The organism is Lentzea sp. NPDC055074 (assembly GCF_053608005.1).
Genome location: NZ_JBSGUQ010000017.1, coordinates 160,855 through 185,184 on the forward strand (window position 1 = coordinate 160,855; position 24,330 = coordinate 185,184).

At 69.6% G+C, this 24,330-nt stretch carries 22 protein-coding genes; 12 read left to right on the top strand and 10 right to left on the bottom strand.

Annotated elements, in window-relative coordinates:
• Position 1: 1 nt before the first annotated feature.
• The 6 genes from ACWF7A_RS32375 to ACWF7A_RS32400 are packed head-to-tail and all read right to left on the bottom strand — an operon-like array spanning position 2 to position 6,453.
• Positions 2 to 1,018 carry an ABC transporter permease gene (locus ACWF7A_RS32375; RefSeq protein ID WP_452254298.1) on the bottom strand — a complete coding sequence of 339 codons (1,017 nt, stop codon included), beginning with the start codon at positions 1,016 to 1,018 and terminating at the stop codon, positions 2 to 4.
• Positions 1,015 to 2,490 (bottom strand): sugar ABC transporter ATP-binding protein, encoded by a 1,476-nt coding sequence (locus ACWF7A_RS32380; protein WP_452254299.1) that lies wholly within the window; start codon positions 2,488 to 2,490, stop codon positions 1,015 to 1,017. The genes ACWF7A_RS32375 and ACWF7A_RS32380 overlap by 4 nt, the downstream gene beginning before the upstream one ends.
• Positions 2,490 to 3,524, bottom strand: coding sequence for a sugar ABC transporter substrate-binding protein (locus ACWF7A_RS32385; RefSeq protein ID WP_452254300.1), 1,035 nt, complete (start codon positions 3,522 to 3,524; stop codon positions 2,490 to 2,492). Before ACWF7A_RS32385 ends, ACWF7A_RS32380 begins: the two co-directional genes overlap by 1 nt.
• A 14-nt stretch (positions 3,525 to 3,538) precedes the next feature.
• Positions 3,539 to 4,291 (bottom strand): SDR family NAD(P)-dependent oxidoreductase, encoded by a 753-nt coding sequence (locus tag ACWF7A_RS32390; RefSeq protein ID WP_452254301.1) that lies wholly within the window; start codon positions 4,289 to 4,291, stop codon positions 3,539 to 3,541.
• On the bottom strand, positions 4,284 to 5,594 hold the full coding sequence (locus ACWF7A_RS32395; RefSeq protein ID WP_452254302.1) for an enolase C-terminal domain-like protein: 1,311 nt from the start codon (positions 5,592 to 5,594) through the stop codon (positions 4,284 to 4,286). Before ACWF7A_RS32395 ends, ACWF7A_RS32390 begins: the two co-directional genes overlap by 8 nt.
• A 4-nt stretch (positions 5,595 to 5,598) precedes the next feature.
• Positions 5,599 to 6,453: a fumarylacetoacetate hydrolase family protein gene (locus ACWF7A_RS32400; protein WP_452254303.1), complete on the bottom strand. Its 855-nt coding sequence runs from the start codon at positions 6,451 to 6,453 to the stop codon at positions 5,599 to 5,601.
• Positions 6,454 to 6,565: 112 nt separating this feature from the next.
• Between ACWF7A_RS32400 and ACWF7A_RS32405 the strand changes: the two genes are divergently transcribed.
• Positions 6,566 to 9,382 carry a S8 family serine peptidase gene (locus tag ACWF7A_RS32405; protein ID WP_452254304.1) on the top strand — a complete coding sequence of 939 codons (2,817 nt, stop codon included), beginning with the start codon at positions 6,566 to 6,568 and terminating at the stop codon, positions 9,380 to 9,382.
• Between the two features lie 52 nt (positions 9,383 to 9,434).
• Positions 9,435 to 10,358, top strand: coding sequence for an N-acetylglucosamine kinase (locus ACWF7A_RS32410; protein ID WP_452254305.1), 924 nt, complete (start codon positions 9,435 to 9,437; stop codon positions 10,356 to 10,358).
• On the opposite strand, the gene ACWF7A_RS32415 is transcribed toward ACWF7A_RS32410, so the two are convergent.
• Positions 10,353 to 11,261 carry a LysR family transcriptional regulator gene (locus ACWF7A_RS32415; protein WP_452254346.1) on the bottom strand — a complete coding sequence of 303 codons (909 nt, stop codon included), beginning with the start codon at positions 11,259 to 11,261 and terminating at the stop codon, positions 10,353 to 10,355. The genes ACWF7A_RS32410 and ACWF7A_RS32415 overlap by 6 nt on opposite strands.
• A 205-nt stretch (positions 11,262 to 11,466) precedes the next feature.
• Here ACWF7A_RS32415 and ACWF7A_RS32420 point away from each other — a divergent pair, with 205 nt between their 5' ends.
• Genes ACWF7A_RS32420 through ACWF7A_RS32430 form a run of 3 tightly spaced genes read left to right on the top strand, consistent with a single transcriptional unit; the run spans position 11,467 to position 14,688 of the window.
• Positions 11,467 to 12,261 carry a 2-amino-3,7-dideoxy-D-threo-hept-6-ulosonate synthase gene (locus tag ACWF7A_RS32420; protein WP_452254306.1) on the top strand — a complete coding sequence of 265 codons (795 nt, stop codon included), beginning with the start codon at positions 11,467 to 11,469 and terminating at the stop codon, positions 12,259 to 12,261.
• On the top strand, positions 12,258 to 13,331 hold the full coding sequence (locus tag ACWF7A_RS32425) for a 3-dehydroquinate synthase II family protein (protein WP_452254307.1): 1,074 nt from the start codon (positions 12,258 to 12,260) through the stop codon (positions 13,329 to 13,331). The genes ACWF7A_RS32420 and ACWF7A_RS32425 overlap by 4 nt, the downstream gene beginning before the upstream one ends.
• Position 13,332: 1 nt before the next feature.
• Positions 13,333 to 14,688 carry a class I adenylate-forming enzyme family protein gene (locus ACWF7A_RS32430; RefSeq protein WP_452254308.1) on the top strand — a complete coding sequence of 452 codons (1,356 nt, stop codon included), beginning with the start codon at positions 13,333 to 13,335 and terminating at the stop codon, positions 14,686 to 14,688.
• Positions 14,689 to 14,700: 12 nt separating this feature from the next.
• On the opposite strand, the gene ACWF7A_RS32435 is transcribed toward ACWF7A_RS32430, so the two are convergent.
• Entirely contained in the window at positions 14,701 to 15,348 is a 648-nt protein-coding gene (locus ACWF7A_RS32435; RefSeq protein ID WP_452254309.1) for a DUF3159 domain-containing protein, read from the bottom strand.
• A 127-nt stretch (positions 15,349 to 15,475) separates the two neighbouring features.
• Here ACWF7A_RS32435 and ACWF7A_RS32440 point away from each other — a divergent pair, with 127 nt between their 5' ends.
• Genes ACWF7A_RS32440 through ACWF7A_RS32465 form a run of 6 tightly spaced genes read left to right on the top strand, consistent with a single transcriptional unit; the run spans position 15,476 to position 22,190 of the window.
• A complete protein-coding gene (locus ACWF7A_RS32440) occupies positions 15,476 to 16,687 on the top strand; it encodes an ROK family protein (protein WP_452254310.1) in 1,212 nt (403 codons plus the stop codon).
• Positions 16,688 to 16,703: 16 nt separating this feature from the next.
• Positions 16,704 to 18,029, top strand: a complete 1,326-nt coding sequence (locus ACWF7A_RS32445) for an ABC transporter substrate-binding protein (RefSeq protein ID WP_452254311.1) — start codon at positions 16,704 to 16,706, stop codon at positions 18,027 to 18,029.
• A 12-nt stretch (positions 18,030 to 18,041) separates the two neighbouring features.
• Positions 18,042 to 19,016, top strand: a complete 975-nt coding sequence (locus tag ACWF7A_RS32450; RefSeq protein WP_452254312.1) for a carbohydrate ABC transporter permease — start codon at positions 18,042 to 18,044, stop codon at positions 19,014 to 19,016.
• On the top strand, positions 19,013 to 19,906 hold the full coding sequence (locus ACWF7A_RS32455; protein ID WP_452254313.1) for a carbohydrate ABC transporter permease: 894 nt from the start codon (positions 19,013 to 19,015) through the stop codon (positions 19,904 to 19,906). The genes ACWF7A_RS32450 and ACWF7A_RS32455 overlap by 4 nt, the downstream gene beginning before the upstream one ends.
• Positions 19,903 to 21,171, top strand: coding sequence for a 6-phospho-beta-glucosidase (locus tag ACWF7A_RS32460; protein ID WP_452254314.1), 1,269 nt, complete (start codon positions 19,903 to 19,905; stop codon positions 21,169 to 21,171). The genes ACWF7A_RS32455 and ACWF7A_RS32460 overlap by 4 nt, the downstream gene beginning before the upstream one ends.
• Before the next feature lie 5 nt (positions 21,172 to 21,176).
• On the top strand, positions 21,177 to 22,190 hold the full coding sequence (locus ACWF7A_RS32465; RefSeq protein ID WP_452254315.1) for an N-acetylglucosamine kinase: 1,014 nt from the start codon (positions 21,177 to 21,179) through the stop codon (positions 22,188 to 22,190).
• Between the two features lie 177 nt (positions 22,191 to 22,367).
• Here the strand turns inward: ACWF7A_RS32465 and ACWF7A_RS32470 are convergent, their stop codons facing one another.
• Complete coding sequence (locus ACWF7A_RS32470; RefSeq protein WP_452254316.1) at positions 22,368 to 22,622, bottom strand: hypothetical protein; 255 nt, start codon at positions 22,620 to 22,622, stop codon at positions 22,368 to 22,370.
• Positions 22,623 to 22,869: 247 nt separating this feature from the next.
• On the opposite strand from ACWF7A_RS32470, the gene ACWF7A_RS32475 reads away from it, so the two are divergent.
• Complete coding sequence (locus ACWF7A_RS32475; RefSeq protein ID WP_452254317.1) at positions 22,870 to 23,643, top strand: SGNH/GDSL hydrolase family protein; 774 nt, start codon at positions 22,870 to 22,872, stop codon at positions 23,641 to 23,643.
• A gap of 12 nt (positions 23,644 to 23,655) precedes the next feature.
• Here ACWF7A_RS32475 and ACWF7A_RS32480 read toward each other — a convergent pair whose 3' ends face one another.
• On the bottom strand, positions 23,656 to 24,270 hold the full coding sequence (locus ACWF7A_RS32480) for a polysaccharide deacetylase family protein (RefSeq protein ID WP_452254347.1): 615 nt from the start codon (positions 24,268 to 24,270) through the stop codon (positions 23,656 to 23,658).
• Positions 24,271 to 24,330: the final 60 nt, after the last annotated feature.

Consider the following 24,330-nt stretch of genomic DNA (forward strand, 5'->3'; position numbering starts at 1 on the left):
CTCACTCCTGCTTCTGCCCGGTGGCGAACCGCGTCACGATCAGCGCGAGGATGATCACCGCACCGTACGAGGCCTTGATGTAGAAGCCGGAGACGCCCTGCAACCGCAGGATCTGCTCGACCAGCCCCAGCATCAGCACACCCGACAGCGCACCGAACAGCGTGCCCTTGCCGCCGTTCAACGAGATGCCACCGATCACCGCGGCCGCGAAGACCTGGAAGATCATGCCCTCGCCCTGCGTGGCGGCGACGGACCCGAGCCGTCCGGTCATCAGGATGCCCGCGATCACGGCCAGCACCGAACCGATGATCAGCACGGTCCACACCACGCGGTCGACCCGGATGCCGGCGGCACGCGCGGCCTCCGAGTTGCCGCCGATGGCGTACAGCGAACGGCCTGCGCGCAGGTACTTCAGCACGAAGATGCCCACGGCGTAGCAGACGATGCAGATCCACACCGCCGCCGGCAGCCCGAGCCAGGTCGTGGAACCCAGGTACAGGAACGACTCCGGCACGTCGATCAGCGACTTGCCCTCGGTGATCGCGAGCTGCAGGCCGCGCAGCATCGTCAGCATGCCCAGCGTCACCATGAACCCGGACAGGCCGACCTTGAGGATCAGGAACCCGTTCAGGCCACCGATCGCGACGCCGATCAGGATGCACAGCGGCAGCGCCAGCCAGGCCGCGAGCCCGACGTCCAGCCCACCGGCCGACGACGGGATGATCAACGCCACCGCCAGCGCGGGCGCGAGACCGACCGTCGACTCGAGCGACAGGTCCATCTTGCCGACGATCAGGATCATCGCCTGCCCGAGCACCAGCAACGACAGCTCGCTCTGCTGGGTCAGCACCGCGATCAGGTTGCCCGGCGTCAGGAAGATCGGCGAGAGGATCGCCCCGACGACCAGCAACAGGATGATCACCGGGACCAGAGCGAGGTCCTGGTAGCGCGCCAGCCGGAACTTCTGCTTCTCCGAAGGCGCGGTCGCCGAGACCGGCGGTGTCATGGCCTTGGTCATTCCGTGCTCATTCCTTCAATCGCAGAGATCAGTTCCTGGTCGCGCCAGCCGCGGCCGAACTCCTTCACGACCTCGCCGTGGAACAGCACGAGCACGCGGTCGCAGACCCGCAGGTCGTCGAGCTCGTCCGAGACGACGATCGCCGCCTTGCCCCGCCGCGCCTGCGCGTCGACGACCCCGAGCAGCGACTCCTTGGACTTCACGTCGACACCCGCGGTCGGGTTGATCAGCACCAGCACCGACGGGTCGCCGGCCAGCGCACGCGCCATCACGACCTTCTGCTGGTTGCCGCCGGACAGGTCCGACACCGGCTGGTCGGGGCCCGCGGCCTTGACGTCGTACGACGCGATCGCCGTGCTGCCGGCCGACCGTTGCGCCGACGGCCACACGAACGCGTTCGCCGTGCTCATCGTCGCGTTCTCCGCGATCGACAGGTCCAGCACGAGGCCCTGGTGGTGCCGATCCCTTGGCACACAGCCGATTCCGGCCTTCAACGCGGCCGGGACGTCGCCACCGCGCACGACCGAACCGTTGACCGAGATCGTGCCCAGAGACGGCTTGCGCAGTCCGTAGACGGTCTCGGCGAACTCGTGCTTGCCCGACGACGCGCTGCCCGCGAGCCCGATGACCTCACCGCGCGTCGCCGACAGCGAGATGTCCGAGAAGTGGTCGCCGCTCAACGACGACACGGTCAGCACCTCCTCGGTGAACGACGGCCGGTCGTCACCGCTGGGCACGTTCAACCCGCCGGCCTCCCCGGTCATGGCCTCGATCAGGGCGGGCTTCGACATCTCGGCCACCGCGGCGGTGACGATGTGCCGCGCGTCGCGGTAGACCGTCACCGTCTGGCAGACCTCGTAGACCTCCTGCAGGTGGTGGGAGATGAACAGGAACGTCACTCCCTTGTCCTGCAACGACCTCATCCGGTCGAACAGCCGCTCGATCGCCGGGCCGTCGAGCTGCGCGGTCGGTTCGTCGAGGATCACGAACCGCGAGCCGATCGACAGCGCCCGCGCGATCTCGACGAGCTGCCGCTGCTCGACGGTCAGCGTGGACACCAGCGCGTCCGGCCGCACCGCCACGTCGTAGGTCTCGAGCAGCGACGAGGCCTCGGCGCGAAGCCTCTTCCAGCTGATCAGCCCGCCGCCGAGGTCCTGCCTGTTGATGAACAGGTTCTCGGCGACCGACAGCTCCGGCACCACCGTCGACTTCTGGTACACACAGGCGACGTGCCGGCGCCACGCCGCGCTGTCCGCGACGGGCGGCGCGGGGTCGCCGAAGAAGGTGACCTCGCCCGTGTCCGGCGTCTGCATGCCGGTGAGGACCGAGACCAGCGTCGACTTGCCCGCGCCGTTGCGACCGACCAGCGCGTGCGACTCACCGGCGCGGATCTCGATGCCCACGTCGTCCAGCGCGAGCGTCCGCCCGAACCTCTTCGTCACGCCACGCGCGACAGCCGCGAATTCGCTCATCAGATCTGGTTGCCCCAGAACGCCTTGTCGTCGACGTTCTCCTTGGTGATCAGCGGAGCCGGGAGCTGGTCCTCCAGGCGGCCGCCGCCGGTGTCCACGATGGTCGAGTCGTGGTCGGTCTTGCCGGGCTGGAACGTCTTGCCCTCGACCGCGGCCTTCGCGTAGAAGAGCGCCCACTGCGCGTAGAGGTCGGCCGGCTGCGAGACGGTCGCGTCGATCTCGCCCTTGCGGATCGCCTCCAGCTCCTGCGGGATGCCGTCGTTGGAGACGATGAAGATGTGCTTCGGGTCGGTGGGCGGCACGATGAGGTTCTTCTGCCGCAACACCTGCAGCGTCGGCGTGAGGAACGCGCCACCGGCCTGCATGTAGATGCCGTTGATGTCCGGGTGCTGGTTCAGCCGGGTCTGCAGGGCCGCGGACGCCTTCGGGCCCTCCCAGTCGGTCGGCTCCTCGAACACCGTGATGCCGGGGTAGTCCTTCTTCATGCAGGCGGCGAACGCCTCGGAGCGGTCGCGGCCGTTGACCGACGCGAGCGCGCCCTGGAACTCGACGACCTTGCCCTTGCCGCCCAGCTTGTCGCCGAGGAACTTGCAGGCCTTCTCGCCGTACGCCTTGTTGTCCGCGCGCACGACCATGTAGGTCTTGCCCTTGTCCGGGCGGGTGTCGACGGTGACGACGGGGATGTTCGCCTTCTCCAGGCGGTCCAGGGTGGACGCGATCGCGCCGGTGTCCTGCGGCGCCATGATGATCGCCTTGGCGCCCAGCGACTGCAGGGACTGCGCGTTGGCGACCAGGTTCTCCACCTTGTTCTGCGAGTTGGTGGGGTTCAGCAGGTTGAGGCCGAGGTCCTTGGCCTTGTCCGGGAAGTACTTGATGTAGGAGTTCCAGAAGTCGGTGTCGGCACGCGGGTGGTCGGCACCGATCGGGCCGACCCCGCTCGCTCCGGTTCCGGCTGCTCCGCCACCACAGGCGGACAGTGTCAGTGCACCGGCGAGCGCGAGGCACACCGCGGCGGTGAGGTTGCGACGCTTCATCGTTGTCTTGCCTTTCATGGCTGCTGGGGACGCAAGCGCAAGCCGTGCATGCCACCGTCGACCGCGAGGATCGTGCCGGCGGTGGAACCCGAGAGCGGGCTCGCCAGGTAGGCGATGGCTCCCGCGACCTCCTCGGCGGAGACGAGCCGGCCGTGCGGCTGGCGTGCCTCCAGCGCGGCCCGCTCGGCGGCGGGGTCCGGTGCCGAGTCGAGCAGACGGCCCACCCACGGGGTGTCCGCCGTGCCGGGAGCGACCGCGTTGACGCGAATGCCTTCGCGGACGTGGTCGGCGGCCATCGCGAGCGTCAGCGAGTACACCGCGCCCTTGCTGGCCGAGTAGAGAGCACGCTGCGGGAGCCCGGCCCAGGCAGCGATGGAGCACGTGTTGACGATCGCCGCGGACGGCGAGGTGCGCAGGTGCGGCACGGCGGCCCGGGAGACGCGGACCATGCCCAGCACGTTGACGTTCAGAACCTTCGACCACTCCTCGTCGGAGTTGGCCGTGACGTCGCCCTGCGCCCCGATGCCGGCGTTGTTCACGACGACGTCGAGCCGCCCGAACCGTTCGACCACCTCGGCGACGGCCGCCTTGACGCTCTCGTCGTCGGACACGTCCGCGCGGATCCCGACCAGCGGGTCCTTCACGTCCGGGTTCAGGTCCAGCGCGACGACCGTGGCGCCGCGGCTCGACAGCAGCTCCGCCGTGGCGAGACCGATGCCGGACGCACCGCCCGTGACGACGGCGACGAGTCCTTCGAAGTCAGTCATTCTCGGCCTCCAGAGCAGTCCACACAGGACCCTCGGGGTAGACGTAGTCGGCCAGCGTCTCGTCCTTGAGCTGGGCGGAGAAGCCCGGCTGCGACGGCGCCAGGTAGCGGCCGTTCTCGACGACGGCCGGGTCGAGGAAGTGCTCGTGCAGGTGGTCGACCCACTCGATCACGCGCTCGCCGACATCTCCGGAGATCGCGACGTAGTCGAAGAACGACAGGTGCCGGACCAGCTCGCACAGGCCCACCCCACCGGCGTGCGGGCACACCGGGATGTCGAACTTCTTGGCCAGCAGCAGGATCGCGACGTTCTCGTTCACGCCGGCGACGCGGCAGGCGTCGAGCTGCAGGAAGTCGATCGCACCGGCCTGCAGCAGCTGCTTGAAGATCACGCGGTTCTGCACGTGCTCGCCGGTGGCGACCCGGATCGGTGCCAGCGCGTCGGCGATCGCGCGGTGTGCCAGCACGTCGTCCGGCGAGGTGGGCTCCTCGATCCAGTACGGGTCGTACGGCGCGAGCTCCTTCATCCAGCGGACGGCCGTGTCGACGTCCCAGCGCTGGTTCGCGTCGACCGCCACGCGGGTGTCCTCGCCGACGACCTCGCGGGCGAGCTTCATCCGGCGAACGTCGTCGTCGAGGCTGCCGCCGACCTTGAGCTTGATCATGTCGAAGCCGTCGGCGAGGGCCTCGCGGGCCAGCCGGGCGAGCTTCTCGTCGGAGTAGCCGAGCCAGCCCGGTGACGTCGTGTACGCCGGGTACCCGTCGCGGGCGATGGTGTCCGCGCGTTCGGCCTTGCCGTGCTCGACCTCGCGCAGGATCTGCAACGCCTCGTCCGGCGTCAGCGCGTCGCTCAGGTACCGGAAGTCGACGAGGCTGACGATCTCCTCGGGCGTCATCTGCGCGAGGAACTTCCAGACCGGCAACCCGGCGCGTCGGGCGGCGAGGTCCCAGGCCGCGTTGACGACGGCGCCGATCGCCATGTGCGCGACGCCCTTCTCGGGGCCGAGCCAGCGGATCTGCGAGTCGCCGATGAGCTCGAAGTACAGCTCCGCCAGCGCTTTCGCGTTCTCCGGCACGTCCTTGCCGACGACGTGCGACGCCAGCGCCTTGATGGCGGCGGCCTGCACGTCGTTGCCGCGGCCGATGGTGAACGCGAGCCCGTGGCCCTCGGGTCCGTCGTCCGTGCGCAGCACGACGTAGGCGGCCGAGTAGTCCGGGTCCGGGTTCATCGCGTCGGAGCCGTCGAGCTCGCGCGACGTCGGGAACCGGATGTCCAGGACGTCCAGTGCGGTGATCTTCGGCATGGCGTCAGGCCTGCCCGAGGGTCTGGCGCTGCTTGCCGAGGCCTTCGATCTCCAGCTCGACCACGTCACCGGCGCGCAGGTACGGCTTGGGCTCGGGCTGGCCGAGCGCGACACCAGCGGGTGTACCCGTGTTGATGACGTCACCCGGACGAAGGACAAGGAACTGGCTGAGGTAGCGCACGATCTCCGCCACCGGGAAGATCATGTTCTTGGTGGACGAGTTCTGCTTGATCTCGCCGTTCACCCAGAGCCGCATCTGAAGGCTCTGCGGGTCGGCGATCTCGTCGGCGGGCACGAGGAAGGGGCCGAGCGGGTTGAACGTCTCGCAGTTCTTGCCCTTGTCCCACGTCCCGCCGCGCTCGATCTGGAACTCGCGCTCGGAGACGTCGTGCGAGAGCACGTACGCGCCGACGCACGCCAGAGCGTCCTCTTCGGACTCCAGGTAACGGGCGGTGCGCCCGATGACGACGCCGAGCTCGACCTCCCAGTCGGTCTTCACGGACCGGCGCGGCACGAGCACCTCGTCGTACGGGCCGACGATCGTGTCGGGCGTCTTGAGGAACATCACCGGCTCGCCCGGGATCTCCGCTCCCGTCTCCTCCGCGTGGTCGCGGTAGTTGAGGCCGATGCAGATGACCTTGCCCGGATGCGCGAGCGGCGAGCCGACGCGCACGCCCTCGGTGCTCAGCGCTCCGAGCTCACCGGCTTCGAGGGCGGCGCGCACGCGGGCGACGCCGTCGTTCGCGAGGAACGCCCCGTCGATGTCCGGGGTGATCGGCAGGAGGTCGTATGTGGTCCCGTCGTCGGTCCTGACGGCAGGACGCTCGTCACCGACCGGGCCGAGGCGCAAGAACTGCACGGCCGTTCCTCCTCTGCTCACACCTACGAAATACATCGGATGTATAGCCCTGCGACACCGCTCGCGTCTAGGGCTCAGCCCGAAGTCGTCCGATGAATAAGAGGAGTTGATCATGAATTTGGTGGCCGCGGCGCTCCTGGCGGGCGCACTGCTGGCACCGGTGGCCCCGGTCGAGACTGTAACCGTTTTCGTCGAGCTGACCTCGGGTGCGGCGGTCGACTCGGGCACGGTCGCGCAGGCGCGTTCAGCCCGGGACCGGACATCGGAGCACGTTTCCCGGGTCGTCTCCCGGTCCGGCGGCCGGGAGGTCGCCCGAACGACCAACGCGGTGCCCGGCGTCGTCCTGGCGGCGGACCGGACGCGGCTGGCCGCCCTGGCGCGCATGCCCGAGGTCAGGGCGGTCCACCGGATGGTCCCCAAGAAGCTCGCGAACGCGCACGCCGTCCGGCTCACCCGGACGTCCGAGGTGTGGAAGTCGCTCGGGAGGTTCGGCGACGGCGTGCGGATCGGCGTGATCGACACCGGCATCGACTACCGGCACGCGGACTTCGGCGGCGGCACCTTCCCGAACGCCAAGGTCGTCGGCGGCTACGACTTCGCGGGCGACGCCTACACCGCCGCGTCCGGGTCGATCCCCGAGCCCGACGCCGACCCGGTCGACTGCGACGGCCACGGCACGCACGTCGCCGGCACCGCGGCCGGGTACGGGGTCAACGCCGACGGCACGACCTACCGCGGTTCCTACTCGTCGGTCGACCTCGACTCGATGAAGATCGGCCCTGGTACGGCACCGCGCGCGTCGCTCTACGCGTTGAAGGTGTTCGGCTGCGAGGGCGGCACGAACCTGACCGCGCGGGCGCTCGACTGGGCGCTCGACCCCAACGGCGACGGCGACTTCTCCGACAAGCTCGACGTCGTGAACCTGTCGCTGGGCAGCGACTTCGGCGCCCCGGACGACCCGGACGGGCTGTTCGTGCGCAAGCTCGTGGAGCACGGCGTGGTGGTGGTCGCGGCGGCCGGCAACGGTGGCGACTTCTACGACGTGTCCGGCTCCCCCGGCAACTCGCCCGAGGCGATCTCCGTGGCGAACAGCCGCGACTCGTTCTCGATGCTGGACGGCCTCGAGGTCGCCGGGAAGCAGTACGCGGGCCAGTACAGCCAGAACTTCAAGGACTCCTTCGACCTCACGCTGCCCGTTGTGCGGCTTTCGTCCGATGTGGACGGCTGCAAGCCGATCTCGGAGGCGCTCGCGGGGAAGATCGTCTGGCTGGAGTGGGACGACAGCGACGCCACCCGCGCGTGCGGTTCGGGTGCCCGCACGGACAACGCCTGGAAGGCCGGGGCGGCCGGGGTGCTGCTGCCGACCGCGCTGCCGGTGTTCGCGGCCGGGATCGCCGGAAACGCCCACATCCCGGCGTTCCAGCTGACGGCGGCGGCCTCGTCCGCGGTGCGCCCGGCGCTGGAGGCCGGGACGTTGAAGGTGCGCCTGACCTCGGCTTTGAAGGTCGCCGTGCCTTCGGTCGAGCCGTCGATCCAGGACACGATCACGCCGTCGTCGTCACGCTCGCGGTCGTCGATCGCGGTGGCCGCTCCGGGTGACACGATCTTCTCCGCCGCGTCCGGCACGGCCTCCGCGGGTGTGTCGATGGGCGGCACGTCGATGGCGTCACCGCACGTCGCCGGGATCGCCGCGCTGCTGCGCGAGGTCCATCCGGAGTGGACGGTCGCGGAGGTCAAGGCCGCGCTGATGAACACCGCGTCCGGCGTGATCCGCGACTCGAAGGGCGTGCGGGAGGCCCCGATGCGGGTCGGCGCTGGCCGGGTCGACGGACTCGCCGCGCTCTCGTCGGACGTGCTGGTGCTGGGCGACGCGTCGTTCGGCACGGTCGAGGTGGGCGGCCCGGTGCTGACCAGCCGCACCCTCAGCCTGGTCAACAAGGGCTCGCAGACCGTCCGCCTGCGCGCGCAGTACGACCCGATCACCAGCGTGCCCGGGGTGTCCTTCCAGGTCACCGCGCCGTACGTGGTGCTGCGGCCGGGTGGTTCGGCGTCGGTGCCCGTGCAGCTGCGGATCTCCAACCCCGCCGCGTTGCGCAAGACCCCCGACCCGACGGTCGCCCTCGACGAGGGCCGTCAGTTCCTGGCGGAGGCGTCCGGGCTGGTGACGTTCACAGGTGACCGCTCGCTGCGCGTGCCCGTCTACGCGGCGCCGAAGCCGGTGTCGCGCCTGAGCCTGTCCGGCGACCGCGTCGCGGGCCGTGGCCTCGACCAGCCCGGCTACCAGTCGCGGACGACCGTGCTGCAGCTCGGCGCGCGCTCCGAACGGCTGCCCTCGTGCGGCCCCGAGGTGCAGGACGACTGCGCCGTGAACCGCACGGCCCGCGGCGGTGACCTGCGGTACGTCGGCGCGACGGCGACCCGGGACCTGCTGGCGTTCGGCGTCGCGACCTGGGACACCTGGGCGAACCTCGGCAGCAACACCCAGCCGCGGGTGCGGTTCTCGGTGGGTGGCAAGGACTTCGTGACGACCGCCGTGAAGCCCACCAACCCCGACGGTGACGTGACGGCCGACGTCTGGCTCGCGCGGACCGTCGTGGCCGGTACGGAGGACGTCGTGGACGAGCAGCCGCTCAACGGGTTCGACGGGTCGACCGACACGAACCTGTTCGACAGCGACGTCGTGGTGCTGCCCGTGTCGCGGGCCTCGCTGCCATCCGGACCGGTGACCTACACCGTTGGCGTGCAGAGCCGTTACACCGCTCCGGCGGACGAGGACGACCTCGTCGACGTCGTCCCGGCGGCGTCGTTCGACTACGGCCTGATCGTCCCCTCACTGTCCACTGTGGTCCGTCCGGGTGATCGTGTTCCGGCTGGATCGCTGGTGTTGTTCCACCACAACGCGACGGGTAACCGGGCCGTCGTGAGGTGACACCCGGTTGGGCGTGCCTCAGCCGACCGTCTCTCGGCCATACTCGGCTTTCATGGATCTGGTCGTGGGACTCGACGCTGGCGGCACGTCCACCAGGGCACTGGTGCTCGGACTCGACGGCGCCCGCCTGGGCCAGGGCCTGGCGGGCGGCGCGAACCCCAACTCGCACCCGCCCGCGGTGGCCGCCGCCCACATCGGTGAGGCGCTGCTGGAGGCGTTGGACGGTCTCGACTCCCGCAAGGTCCGCTCCGGCGTGCTCGGCATGGCGGGTGCCTCGCGGATGACCGACCCGGCCGTCCTCGACCTGTTCCAGGCGGCCTGGGAACGCGCGGGGCTGCACTGCCCGATGCGGGTGATCACCGACTGCGAGGCCGCGTTCGCCACCGGCACCTCGTCCGCCGACGGCACGGTCCTGGTGGCGGGCACCGGTTCCATCGCGGGCCGCATCACCGGCCACCGCATGGTCGGCCAGTCCGGCGGGTACGGCTGGCTGATCGGCGACGACGGGTCGGCGTTCTGGCTGGGCCGCGAGGCCGTCCGCGCCACGTTGAAGCTCCTCGACCTCGACGCGCCGCTGGAGGGCCTGGCGACCGCCGTGCTGACCGCGGCCGGCGCGAAGAACCGGGGTCAGCTGATCACCGCGGTCAACGCGCAGCCGCCGATCAAGCTCGCCCAGCTCGCGCCGCTGGTGAGCTCCGCCTACCACCACGGCGATCCGGAGGCGCTGGCGATCGTGGGCTCCGCCGCCCGTCTGCTCGCCGACACGGCCACCGCCGTCCGCGAGCCGTCCGACACCTCGCCGATCGTGCTGGTCGGCAGCCTGATCAAGACGCCGGTCGGCACTCACCTGAAGGAAGAACTGCTCGCTCGCTGCACCGCCCAGGTGATCATGGCGACGGAGGGTGCGGCGGGAGCGGCGTGGCTCGCGGCCGTCGACGTGCTGGGGCCGGACGCGCCGAGGCCCAGCAGGTCATGAGGCCAGCAGGCGGCCCGAGTGCGGGATCCGCTCGTGGTAGGCGCGCAGCAGTCCGGCGTGCACGTCGTCCACGTGTTCGGCGGCGTCGGCGTGCCACACCAACGAGATCCGCCGGTGCAACGGGTTGCCGATGATCGGCTTGAGCAGCACGCCCGGCAGGTCGTGACCGGGGAAGAACCCCGCCACCGCACCGGTCGAGCGCACCAGGTCCGCCGCCGCGACCGGGTCGACGCCGAAGTGCGCGCACCGCGGGGTGAACCCGACGGCCTCGCAGGCGAGCTCGAGGTTCAGCCGGCCGCCGTGGTTCTCGTCCGGCACGACCCACTCCTCGCCGGCGAGCTCGGACAGCAGCACCTCGGTGCGCCCGGACAGCCGGTGGCCCACCGGGACGCCGACCAGCATGCGTTCCGTGACGAGGCCGCGGAGGCCGACCGCCGCCGGGAACCGCAGGGGGCTGCGCGGGAACTCGACCACCAGGGCCAGGTCCAGGGCGCCCGTGCGGACCAGTTCCAGCACGGCGTCGCCGCCGCGTTCGATGTGCGTGGTCTGCGGCAGACCGGGCAGGACTTCTCGGACCACCCCGACCAGCAACGCCGTCGGGGAGCCCGCGACCCCTCCCAGCCGGATGCCGGAGTCACCGCGTTCGGCCAGCTTGCGCGAGGTGACGAGCAGGTCGTCGAACCGTTCGACCAGGTCCTGGGCCCGCAGCACGACGTGGCGGCCCAGCTCGGTCAGTTCGACGCCTTCGGTGCTGCGCAGGAACAGGGGGCCACCGAGACTCGCCTCGATCCGCTTCACCTGCGTGGTGAGCCCGGCCTGGGCGATCTTCATCTGCGAGGCGGCGCGGCTGATGCTGCCTGCTCGCGCCACGGTCAGCACCACGTGCAGATGCCTCAGCTCCATTCGCACTGAGGAAGCCTAAAGCAGTCAACGAGCCACAAACACGGCCACGCGGGTGTCACCAGATCACGCTCTGTCGTCATGGCGAGCGCGGTTGCTCTGTCCGGCCGATAACTCCGCAGTTATCGACAGCTCACACCTGCCGCAATGCGCGCGGGCTGCCCCAGGCTGCTGTTGACCACCAAACGACCGCAGGGGTGTGAGAGCCATGAGGAAAGCGTTGCGGCTGCGACGCCTTTCCCGTCCGCACGACGACAGGTACCTGTTCGTGCCGTTGGACCACAGCGTCTCGGACGGGCCGGTGGTGCCGCGGGACCGGTGGCAGGAGCTCATCCGCGCCGTCGTGCAGGGCGGAGCGGACGCCGTCATCGTCCACAAAGGACGAGTGCGCACCGTGGACCCCGCCGTGCTGGGCGGATGCGCGTTGATCGTGCACCTCAGCGCCGGTACCGCGCACATGGCCGACGCCAACGCCAAGGTGCTCGTCGGCGAGGTCGACGAGGCGTTGCGGCTCGGTGCCGACGCGGTGAGCGTGCACGTCAACATCGGCTCCGACACGGAGGCCCGCCAGCTCACCGACCTCGGCAGGGTCGCGGCGGCGTGCGACGCGTGGAACGTCCCGTTGGTCGTGATGGCCTACGCGCGCGGCCCACGAGTCGGCGCCCCGCGCGATCCCGCTCTCCTCGCGCACGTCGTCAACATCGCGGCGGACCTGGGCGCGGACATCGTCAAGACGAACCTCGCGCACCCGGCCGAGGACATGGCGGACGTCGTCGAGAGCTGTCCGATCCCCGTGATCGTCGCGGGTGGCCCGGCCTCCACGCACAGCCTCGCCGGGCACGCCAGGGTCGCGATGGCGGCGGGCTGCGCGGGACTCGCCGTGGGCCGGCGGGTCTTCACCTCGCCGACGCCGATGTCGCTGGTCGCGGAGCTGGCGTCGATCGTCCACGCGCCCGCCGACGCAAGTCTCATCCACGCTCTGACTGCTTTGGAGAACCGGTGAAGTTCGCCTGGATCGACCTGAGGACCGTGCCGGAAGCGCACCGGACCGCCGTCGTCGACGCGGCCGTGCACAGCCGCGTCGCCGGCGTCGTCGCGGACGACCCCGCGCTGCTGGACGGCCTGCCGCCGACGATCACCCGAGTGCTGCTCGTCGCCGAACCCTGCGACAGCCCGCACCTGGTGATCGCGCCGGTGGACGACCAGGACTCGTTGGACCGGTTGCCCTCGCGGGCCGCGTACGTGACGGTCAGCGACGACCGCACGCTCAAGCTCGCCTGTGCCGCGGCGGAACGACTGGACCACACCGTCGTCGCGTTCACCGACCCGACGAAGATCCCGCTGGAGATCGTGATCGCGGCCGCCGACGGCGCCCCCGGCAAGCTGGTCACCGTCGTCTCCGACCTCGCCGAGGCCGCCATCGTCCTGGAATGCCTGGAACACGGCTCGGACGGCGTGCTCATGGCCCCTTCGGACGCGACCGAGGTCTTCGCGTTGGCGAGGCTGCTCGAAGCCGCGTCCCCGCCGCTGACCCTGGCCACGCTCACCGTCGAGGCGCTGACCCACAACGGCCTCGGCGACCGCGTCTGCGTCGACACCGCCTCGCACTTCCGCGAGGACGAGGGCATCCTCGTCGGCTCGTTCTCCTCGGGCTTCGTCCTGTGCTGCAGCGAGACGCACCCGTTGCCCTACATGCCGACGCGCCCGTTCCGGGTGAACGCGGGCGCGCTGCACTCGTACGTGCTGGGCCCGGCGAACCGCACGAACTACCTGTCCGAGCTGCGCTCGGGCAGCAAGGTCCTCGCCGTCGACGCCCAGGGCCACACCCGCGAGATCACCGTCGGCAGGGCCAAGCTCGAGTCCCGCCCGATGCTCACCATCACCGCGCGCTCGCCGGAGGGCGTCGTGGTCGACCTGATGGTCCAGGACGACTGGCACGTCCGCGTCCTGGGTCCCGGCGGCACGGTGCTGAACGTGACCGAACTCCGCCCCGGCGACTCGGTGCTCGGCTACATCGCGTCCGAGCAACGGCACGTGGGGCTGCCGATCGGCGAGTTCTGCAATGAGTCCTGACATGCGTGCGTTCATCACCGACCTCTTGCACCGCCACGGCGACGAAGTGCCGATCTTCAGTCACCGCAGCACAGTCACGCACGGGCTGTTGCGCGCCGACGTGGCAGCGCACGCTCTTCGTTTCGCCGCGGTGGGAATCGGCGAAGGCAGCACGGTCGCCGTCCAGGTCCCGCCGAGCTTCAGCCACCTGGAGGCGGTGCTCGCGTTGTGGAGCCTCGGCGCCCAGGTGATCTCGATCGACCACCGCCTGACGCCGGCCGAGGCCCACGTCCTGCACTCGTTGACGCGCCCGCAGTTCCTCGTGCACCCCAGCGGAGAGGTGTCCCCCGGTTTCCAGGAGCGCTACGGCCTGGTGGCTTCTCCCGTCGACGGCCTCCCCGCAGCTACCGCGCACCGCCTGGTGCAGTTCAGCTCCGGCTCGACGGGCCGCCCGAAGGTGATCGGCCGGTCGACCTCCTCACTGGCCGACGAGGTGGCGCGGTTCGCCGCCTCCGACGGCATGGTGCGCCGAGGCGAACGCCTGCTGCTCCTCAACTCCCCCGCCCACAGCTTCGGCCTGATCGGCGGTCTGCTGCACTCGCTCGCCGTCGGCGTGCACCTCGTGTTCGCCACGAACCCCGCCGCGGCCGCGCACCAGGCACGGGCGTTCGAGGTCGACTTCATCACCGGCCTGCCGTTCCACTTCGACCTTCTCGCCTCCGGCCGGTTGCCCGAGGTGCGGGGCGCGTTCGCGGGCGGCGAGCTCATGCCTCCCGACGTCGCCGACCGCTTCCTCGCCGCCCACGGCTTCCCGGTGGGCGAGTGCTTCGGCACCACCGAGACCGGCGCCCTCACCATGGCCGTCGGCGGCACCGTCCGCCCGTCCGTCGGCCCGCTGATGCCGGGCGTCACCGCCCGCGTCCGCGACGGCCTGGTCGAGGTGGCGCTGCCGGAATCTCCCTACCTGGACTCGGGTTCCGCACGGTTCTCGGGCGGCTGGTTCCGCACGGGCGACCGGGGCGAGTTCGCGGGCGACGAACTGCGCCTGCTGGGCCGCGCCGACTCGCTGGTCGTGGTGCGCGGCAACAAGGTCGACCTGACCGAGGTCGAGCAGGTCCTGCGCGGACATCCGCAGGTGACCGAGGCCGTGGCCGTAGGCCCGGACATCCGCGCGTACGTGGGCACCCGGAGCGACACGCTCACCGCCCAGGCGCTGTCGCGGTGGTGCACGGAGAGGCTCGCGGAGTTCAAGCTCCCCCTGCACATCCACGTGATGGACACGCTGCCCAGGACGCCGAGCGGCAAGATCATTCGCAGCGTGGAACCGCTCCACGCGTCCTACCTGCAGGCCTCACGCCGTTCCCCCAGCACGACGTAGGAGGGCACTGACCTAAGAGGCGGTCTCCGGCACCTGCGGGTGCCGGAACCCAGGGTGGTCGGCAGGCAAAGCCCGCCGCAACATCCACCCGGAAACCAGGATGCAGACGATCTGCAACGGCCAGGACATCGCCACCCGCAGGGTCGCCAGCCAGAACACCTGAGCGTCCAGCCACAGTGGAGTGAAGACGGCGACACGCAGCACGTACTGCCCGACCCACGCCCACGAGGCGATGGAGTAAGCGCGCAAAAGGGCAGGATCTCGCCGCCACCGAGTCTTCTGCCCCAACAGCGTGCCCACCACCACCCCGAGCAGAGGCCAGCGCACGGCGATGGAGCCTGCCCACGCCAGTGCGGAGGCCACGTTGGACAGCAGCTGGATCAGGAAGAAGTCCTCGACACGGCCCGTGTAGAGCGCGACCAACGCAGCCGCCACGACGAGCAGGACCGAGAACACGACGGCGCGGGGCTTCTCACCTCGTACGAAGCGGAAGACGCCGATCGCGACTCCGCACAGGACAGCAGCGACGGCGCCCGCGCCTATCGAGTGGCCGAAGAGCAGCCAGCCCGCGACGAACGCCAGCGGAGGCAGGGAGGCGTCGAGGGCGCCGCCTCGGCCTCCCAGGAGCGATGCGAGTGACTCCTGGCGCACGTCCGTCATGGTTCCAGAGTGCCTTAGGTCAGCCTAAGTCAGGTAACGGACCCGCATCGGGGATTGACCGCGGTGAACCAGGTCACTACCGTCTCCACGAAATCGTCTGGAAAGTTAACAGACAGGAGCGGACCTAATGCGTGCCGGAAGCCCACGACTGCTGCGGGAGATCAACGACCGCGCAGCCATCGAGGCTCTGCTGCGCAACGGGCCGCTGACCAGGTCGGAGTTGGAAGGCCTGATCGGTCTCTCCAAGCCGGCGACCGCACAGCTGCTCACCCGCCTCGAAGACGCCGACACCGTGGTCCGCAACGGACTGCGCGGCGGCGGACGCGGGCCCCGGGCGCAGCTGTGGTCGGTCAACGGGGCGCTTGCGCACATCGCCGCTGTCGATCTCACCCCCGAGACGGTCGACATCGCGATCGCGGACATCTCCGGTGCCGTGCTCACCGAGCACAAGGCGCCGATGCCCGCGAGGCACGGCGTGCTGGAGGCGTTCGTGAGCGCGGTCGGCAAGGCCTGCGGTCAGGCAGGTCTGAGCGCCGACCAGTTGCTGCACGTCGTGGTCGGCTGTCCGGGAGCGGTGAACCCCGCGAACGGTGAGCTCGCCTACGCACCCCATCTGCCCGGCTGGAGCAGTTTCGACATGCCCGGCCGGTTGCGGGAGCAGCTCGCGACCTCGGTGAGCGTCGAGAACGACGTCAACCTCGTCGCGCTGGAGGAGATGGTCGCTGGACGGGCCACCGAGGTGAGCGACTTCGTCGTCATCTGGCCCGCGGACCTCGTCGGTGCCGCCGTCGTCGTCAACGGATCGCTGCTGCGCGGCGCCTCCGGTGGCGCGGGCGAGATCGACGGGCTGATGATCCCCGACCGCGCGGCGGCCGACACCGACACGGACCGCTCCGGCGGCACGTACGGCGAACTGCTCAGCAGCACGTCGATCTGCAAGCTCGCACGCGCCCACGGGCTCGCCGCGCGCAACGGCCACGGGGCCGTGCGCAAGGCGCTGGCCGCGGGTCCGGCGGGCCGTGAGTTCATGGCCGATCTCGCCAAGCGCATCGCCACGGGCGTGGCTAGCGTCGTCGCGGTGCTCGACCCGGAACTCATCCTCCTGTCCGGCGACATCGCCCAGGCAGGCGGAACCACGCTGAACGACCTCGTTGCCGCGGAACTGCGGCAACTGGTGGTGCCGAGAACACCTATTCAGCTGGCTCTGGTGACCGGGAAGCCGGTGCGCAGCGGCGCACTGCACTCGGCCCTGGCCGTGGCACGTGAACAGGTGTTCGGCCTCCCGGCAGCCACCACGGCTCCATTCCGCGGCCCAGTGGTCGCCGGGTCCCCACGTTGATCGAGAAGGAGTGCACATGCGCAAGCACACCCGTGCTGCCTTGCTCTGTGTCGCCGCAGCGCTGACCCTCACCGCATGTGCGGCGGGCAAGGGTGGCGGCGCGAGTTCCGATGCCGCACCTGCTCCTGGCAAGGACGACAAGCTCACCCTCACGGTCTGGAGCAACTACTCCGACCGCGAGCTCGAAGAGGTCACCAAGGCCATCAAGACGTTCAACAAGAAGTTCCCGAACATCGAGATCAAGCACGAGGGCTCGCAGGACGACGACAAGATCACCGCGGGCATCCGTTCGGGCAACACGCCGGACGTCGCGCTGTCGTTCACCACGGACAACATCGGCCAGTTCTGCTCCTCCGGGGCGTTCCAGCCGCTGAAGTCCTACATCGACCGCGACAAGGTCGACCTGAACCAGCTCACCCCGGCGGTCCAGCAGTACACCGAGTACAAGGGCAACCGCTGCGCGATGCCCATGCTCACCGACGTGTACGCCATGTACTACAACAAGGACAAGCTCGCCGAGGCCGGCATCACGACCCCGCCGAAGACGCTCGACGAGCTGTACGACGCGGCCGTGAAGGCGACCAAGAAGGCGCCGAACGGGGACATCGAGGTCGCGGGCTACCTGCCCACGATGGGCTTCTACGCCAACCGCCCGACCATCCTCGCGCCGACGTTCGGCGCGGAGTGGGAGAAGGACGGCAAGTCCTCGCTCGCCAGCTCCGCCGGCTTCACCGAGATGATGACGTTCCAGAAGAAGCTCGTCGACTTCTACGGCTACGACGCCCTCGAGCGGTTCCGCGCCGGCCTCGGCCAGGAGTACTCGGCCGACCACGCGTTCCACCAGGGCAAGATCGCGATCATGGTCGACGGTGAGTACCGCACCGCGTTCCTCAAGGCCCAGGCGCCGCAGATCAAGTTCGGCACCGCCCCGTTCCCGACGGCGAAGGGCGTCGCCTACGGCACGGCGTTCACCACCGGCACGATCATGGGCATTCCCAAGGGCGCCAAGAACCCCGGCGCCGCGTGGGAGCTGATCAAGCACCTGACGTTCGACACCGACACGATCGTCGACCTGTCCAACGCCATCAAGAACGTCCCGAGCACCAAGGCCGCCATGGAGAGCCCCGAGCTCGAGGTGGACGAGCAGTTCAAGACGTTCATCGACCTGGCCAAGAGCGACAAGCTCAAGGGCAACCCCGTCACCCCGATCGGTGACGCGCACATCAAGGCCGTCACCGACTTCTCGGTCTCCTACCAGTCCGGCAAGGTCCCGGACTTGGCGGCAGGCCTCAAGGAAGTCGACAAGAACATCGACGACCTGATCGCCAAGAGCGGCAAGTAGAGGACTCGCAAGATGACCGCCACGCTCGGCGCCAAGCCCGCCCCCGGCAGGGGGCGGGCACGGTCCCGCCACCGTTTGGCCGTGCTGGGGTTCATGGCCCCGGCAATCATCGGCTTCGTCCTGTTCTTCGGCTATCCGCTGGTCACCACGGTCGTTCTCTCGTTCACGAAGTACGACCTGATCAACCCGCCGGAGTTCAACGGACTCGACAACTACTCGTTCATGTTCAAGGATCCCCTGCTCGGCAAGGCGATCGCGAACACGCTCTGGTTCGTCGTGGTGCTCACGATCGCGCGGACCGTGTTCGCGCTGGGCGTGGCGTCGGTCATCGCTCGTCTGAAGTCGGGCGTCGGCCTGATCCGCACGCTCTGCTACCTGCCCTCACTGGCACCGCCGGTGGCCGCGACACTCGTGTTCTTCATGGTGATGCGCCCCAACGGTGGTCCGCTCGACACCGTGCTCGGCTGGTTCGGAGTCGACTCGCCGCTGTTCTTCTCGGACCCGGCGTGGGCCAAGCCCGGCATCACCGCGATCATGCTGTGGATCTCCGGCGACCTGATGATCATCATCCTCGCCGCGATCCTCGACGTGCCTCAGGAGCAGTACGAGGCGGCCGAACTCGACGGCGCCGGCCCGATCCGGCGTTGGTGGCACGTCACGCTCCCGACGATCTCCCCGGTGCTGCTCTTCGGCATCGTGAACTCGGTGATCCTCGCGTTGCAACTGTTCACACAGGCGGTCGTCGCGGGGTCGGCCGGCTCGGGAGCGGCGGACGCGACGGGATCGACCAAATACCTCGGTTTCCCGGACAACTCCACCCTGACGTTCCCGGTTTACCTGTACACGCAAGGCTTCCGCTACTTCGACATGGGCTACGCGGCTGCCATGGCCACGGTCCTGTTCATCATCTCGTTCGCCGTGACCATCGTTCTGGTGCAACGAATGCGCAAGAACTCCACCGCTGAGGAAGGGGGTCCTGGAGCATGACCGCCACGCTGACCAAACCACCGGTCGACGCCCCTTCGGAGCCGGAGCAGCCGCGCAAGAAGCTCAACGTCAGCGCTGTTCTCAACTGGGTCGCGACACACGCGATCGGCCTCGCGCTCGGCCTGATGTTCGCGACACCCGTCGTGTTCGTCTTCCTCACCGCGGTGATGTCGGACAACCAGGCCTTCACCTCGGACCTGTGGCCGCGCGAGTGGCACTGGGAGAACTTCGTCGAGGTCTTCGACAAGGCGCCGCTGTTCCAGTACCTGGTCAACAGCCTCACGTACTCGCTGCTGGCGACGCTGGGCATGCTGATCTCGTCGATCCCGGCGGCCTACGCGCTCGCGAAGCTGAAGTGGCGCGGCCGGAACGTGGCCTTCATCCTCGTCATCGGCGCGATGATGCTGCCGCCGCAGGTCGTGGCCGTGCCGCTGTACGACACGTGGTCGGGACTCGGCCTGACGGGCACGCTGGTCCCGCTCATCGCGCCGTACTTCCTGTTCGACGCGTTCAGCATCTTCCTGCTGCGCCAGTTCATGCTGACCATCCCGCAGTCCTACGTGGACGCCGCACGGGTGGACGGCTGCTCGGAGTTCCAGGCGCTGGTGCGGATCATCGTGCCGATGGCGAAGCCCGGCATCGCGGCCACCGCGCTGTTCTGCTTCCTCTTCACCTGGAACGACTACTTCGGGCCGTTGCTCTACACCGGCGAGGTGAAGGACCAGTGGACGTTGTCGCTGGCGCTGGCGACGTTCAAGGGCATGCACATCGTCCAGTGGAACTCCTCGATGGCCGTCACGTTCCTGACGATGATCCCGGCCGTCGTCCTCTTCGTCTTCGCCCAGAAGTCGTTCGTCAAGGGAATCACGTTCACGGGAGTCAAGGGATGAAACTCACCGTCGTCGGTGGCGGGTCCACCTACACACCTGAGCTGATCGACGGCATCGCCGGCCGTCGCACCAGCCTGGCGGTGGACGAGATCGTCCTCGTCGACCCGGACCAGCACCGCCTCTCGCTCATCGGCCCGTTCAGCCAGCGCCTGCTGGACCACGCGGGCCACCCGGCGAAGGTGCGCACCACCTCGTCGCTCGAAGAGGGCATCGAGGGCGCGTCCGCTGTCCTGCTGCAACTGCGGGTCGGTGGGCAGAAGGCGCGTGCCTCGGACGAGACGTTCCCGCTGACCTGCGGGTGCGTCGGCCAGGAGACCACCGGCGCGGGTGGCCTCGCCAAGGCCCTGCGGACCGTGCCGGTGGTCCTGGACATCGCCGAGAAGGTGCGTCGGATCGCCGGGCCGGACACGTGGATCGTGAACTTCACGAACCCCGTCGGCATCGTGACGCGTGCCCTGCTGCAGGAGGGGCACAAGGCGATCGGCCTGTGCAACGTGGCGATCACGTTCCAGCGCTGGACCTCCGCGCTGCTCGGCGTGGATCCGTCCACTGTGGAGCTGGAGCACGTCGGCCTGAACCACCTCACGTGGGAGCGCGGCGTGTACGTGGACGGCGTCGACCGGCTGCCGGAGCTGCTCGAGAAGCACGTCGAGGGTCTGGCGGAGCACATCGGCATCGACGGTGAGCTGATGCGGCGCCTGAACATGGTGCCGTCGTACTACCTGAACTACTTCTACAACCACGACGCCGTCGTGAAGAAGCAGCTCACGTCTCCTCCGCGCGCGGAGGTCGTGGCTGCGGTGGAGAAGGAACTGCTCGACATCTACGGCGACCCGTCGGTCGTGACGAAGCCGGAGCAGCTGTCGCAGCGCGGCGGCGCCTACTACTCCGAGGCGGCCGTGCAGCTCGTGCACGCGCTGACCGGCGGTGAGGGCGCTGAGAAGCACGTGGTGAACGTGCAGAACAACGGCTCGCTGCCCTTCCTGCCCGACGACGCCGTGATCGAAGTCTCGTCCACTGTGGACGGAAACGGCGGCAGGCCGTTGCCCGTCCGTCCCGTGGAACCGTCCATCTCCGGCCTGATCTCACACGTCACCGCGTACGAGTACCTGGCGCTGGAAGCCGCAAAGCACGGCGGCCGGGACCGGGTGGCGAACGCGCTGCTCGCTCACCCGCTGATCGGGCAGCACGCCATCGCGGACCAGCTGGCCGACGAGCTGATCGCGCAGAACCGCGATCTGCTGCCGTGGGTGAAGGGAAACTGACAACGATGACCGACCGGGTGCTCGCCATCGACGGCGGGAACAGCAAAACCGCGGTGCTCTTGGTCGACGCGGACGGCAAGGTGCTCGCGCAGGTGCGCGGGCCCGGTGCCCCGCCGCAGACCGTGGGCATGAAGCGCGGACTCGACGTGTTCGAGGGACTGGCACGCGAGGCCGCAGCTCAGGCGGGACTGTCCCCCGACGAGCCGATCGCCTCGCACACGTCCGCCTACCTCGCGGGAGCAGATCTGCCGCGCGAGGAGGAGGACCTGACGCGGGCGATCGCCGAGCGGGGTTGGTCCAGGACGACGTTCGTCGGCAACGACACGTTCGCGCTTCTGAGGGCAGGTACCGCCGCCGCTGGGGGTGTGGCGGTCGTCTGCGGAGCCGGCATCAACGCCGTGGGTGTGGCCCGGGACGGTCGCACGCACCGCTTCCCCGCCCTGGGCGCGATCTCGGGTGACTGGGGTGGCGGTGGCCAGCTCGGCAACGACGCGCTCTGGCACGCCGTGCGCGCCGAGGACGGGCGCGGCAAGCCGACGCTGCTGCTGCCCGCGCTGCTGAAGCACTACGGCGAGACGTCGATCTCCACCGTGGTGGAGAAGATCCACTTCGAGGAGATCGAGCTGGACCCGCACGCGTTGTGCCCCTTGGTCTTCGAGGTGGCCGCGCAGGGGGACGCCGTGGCGCTCTCCCAGGTCGACCGGCTCGTCGAGGAGATCGTCGTGCTGGCCACCGTGTCGATGCGCAAGCTCGACCTGATGGACGAGCCCGTGGACGTGGTGCTGGGCGGCGGGGTCCTGACGCACACCGGTGACACGGTGGTCGGCCCGGTCCGGCAGCAGATCCTGGAGGCCGCCCCACTCGCCCAGGTCCGCCTGGTCGACGTGCCCCCCGTGGTGGGCGCGGCGCTCCTCGGCCTCGACCACATCGGGGCCTCGCCGGGCGCGGAGCTGAGGCTGCGCTCGGCGTACAGCGAACAGGTACCGGCGGCCGCCCTGGACGTCGCGGCCAGCGGCTGACCTTCCAGATCCCGTCTCAGGGGGTAGATCGGCGGCGGCGCCCCCTGAGACGGTCCCAGTCCCACTGCCCGGGGCAGATCGGCGGCGGCGTCCCGGGTAGTGGTCCCACCCCTTTCCGAGGGGGCAAGTCCGGCGGCGGCGCCCCTTCGGAAAGGCCCAGCGACCCCCGCAGCGACCTCACGCGCCGAGGTCGTTGCGGGGGTTTTCGGCGTTGAGGGCGCGGGGCGGTGCCACGGTCGTGCCGACGACGCTTTCGCGGGGCGTCGCCACCTCGGGCGTGACCACGGGGTTGGAGTGCGGGGGCGGCCTGACCTCCAGGCGCCCGCCGGCCCCCGGTGACGCCGGGCCGCTCAGTGCGACACAGGCCAGAGCGGCTGCTGTGAGAAGGGCGACACCGAGCGAGAGGAACGGAAGCGGCAAACCAGAACGCATCCGGCAGAACTTAGCGATCGAATCAGACGAATCCGCAGGAACGTGCTCAACCATCCCTCAATCGAGTGGTAAAAGAATCGTCACGCACTGCGACCAAACTTAAGATGCCATAACCGACGGTGGCGTAACCACGGGTTCGTTGTGCATGCTAACTAGTCGCCTCCGGACGGGAGCCCGCCGGCGAGTGGTCAGACCGGCACGTCGCACGAGTGAGGGGGATGTTGTGCTGCTGCGATGGAACAGTCTCGTGTCCCTGGGGGACAGCTTCACCGAGGGCATGGACGATCCTGGTCCACAAGACACCTACGTCGGCTGGGCGGACCGCCTCGCGGGCATGATCGCCCAGCAGGCGCCTGAGTTCAGGTACGCCAACCTCGCCGTCCGCGGCAAGATGCTGCAGGAGATCATCGACGACCAGGTGCCGCTCGCGATCTCGCTCAAGCCCGACCTGGTGACGTTCTGCGGCGGCGGCAACGACATCATGCTGCCGAACAGCGACCCGGACGCGCTGGCCGAGGTCTACGAGGTGGCGGTGGCGGACCTCCGCGCCACCGGCGCCGACGTCGTGATCTTCACCGGCTTCGACACCCGCTCCACGCCGTTGCTCAGGAGCATCCGCGGCAAGGTCGCCATCTACAACTCGCACCTGTGGTCGATCGCCGAGCGCTACCACTGCCGGATGGTCGACCTGTGGGCCATGCACCCGCTGCACGACCGGCGCGCGTGGAGCGCCGACAGGCTGCACCTCTCGCCGGAGGGCCACCAGCGGGTCGCGCTCAAGGCCGCCGCGGTGCTCGGGCTGGTCGACGACCGCTCCTGGGACGCGCCGTGGCCCGCCGCCCTGGAGCAGGCGGACTGGGTCACCCAGCGCAAGGCGGACCTGAAGTGGGCGCGCGAGTACGTGGTGCCGTGGATCGGCCGCACGCTGCGCGGTGAGTCGATGGGGGACGGTCTGGCGCCCAAGCGGCCCGACCTGCTGCCCGTCGCCCGGTGCAGCGACGAGAGCCGCATCGGCAACTGAGGAGAGTGCGGTTCACAGCGCCGTGAACCGCGTCCCCCGGTCTCGCAGCACGGGCAGGACCTCACGCAGGGCCGCCACCGTGCCGGACCTGTCACCACCGCCGTCGTGGCACAGCACGATGTCCCCCGGCCGGCTCCCGCCGATCACCCGCGCCACGTGTTCCGCGCCGGGCTCGCTCCAGTCCTCCGGGTCGACGCTCCAGTCGACGCCTCGGAGCCCGTGCGCGTGAAGTCGCCGCAGCACCAACGGCGACCAGTCGCCGTAAGGCGCGCGGAACCACGTCGCCGCGACTCCCGTCACGTCCTCGATGCACCGCTGCGCGTCCACGATCTCCTTCTCCAGCAGGGTTTTCGTCAGCGCGGCGAACGACTGCGGGTGGTGCATCGTGTGGTTGCCGACCGAATGCCCTTCGGCGACGATCCGGCGGGCCAGCTCGGGGTGGGCGCGGACCTCGCTGCCGATCAGGAAGAACGTCGCGTGGATCTCGTGGCGCGCGAGCAGGTCGAGCAGCGCCGGTGTCCAGAGCGGGTGCGGGCCGTCGTCCACCGTGAGCGCGACCGCCTCCGGGTCCGCGCCGAGATCACCGAGCACGTGGGCGGGACCACCGGACCCCGGCCACTCCACCATTTCCCCCACGCACCGCAGGCTAACGGCTCCGCCGCCCGCCCGGAGGTGCCCGAACAGAGG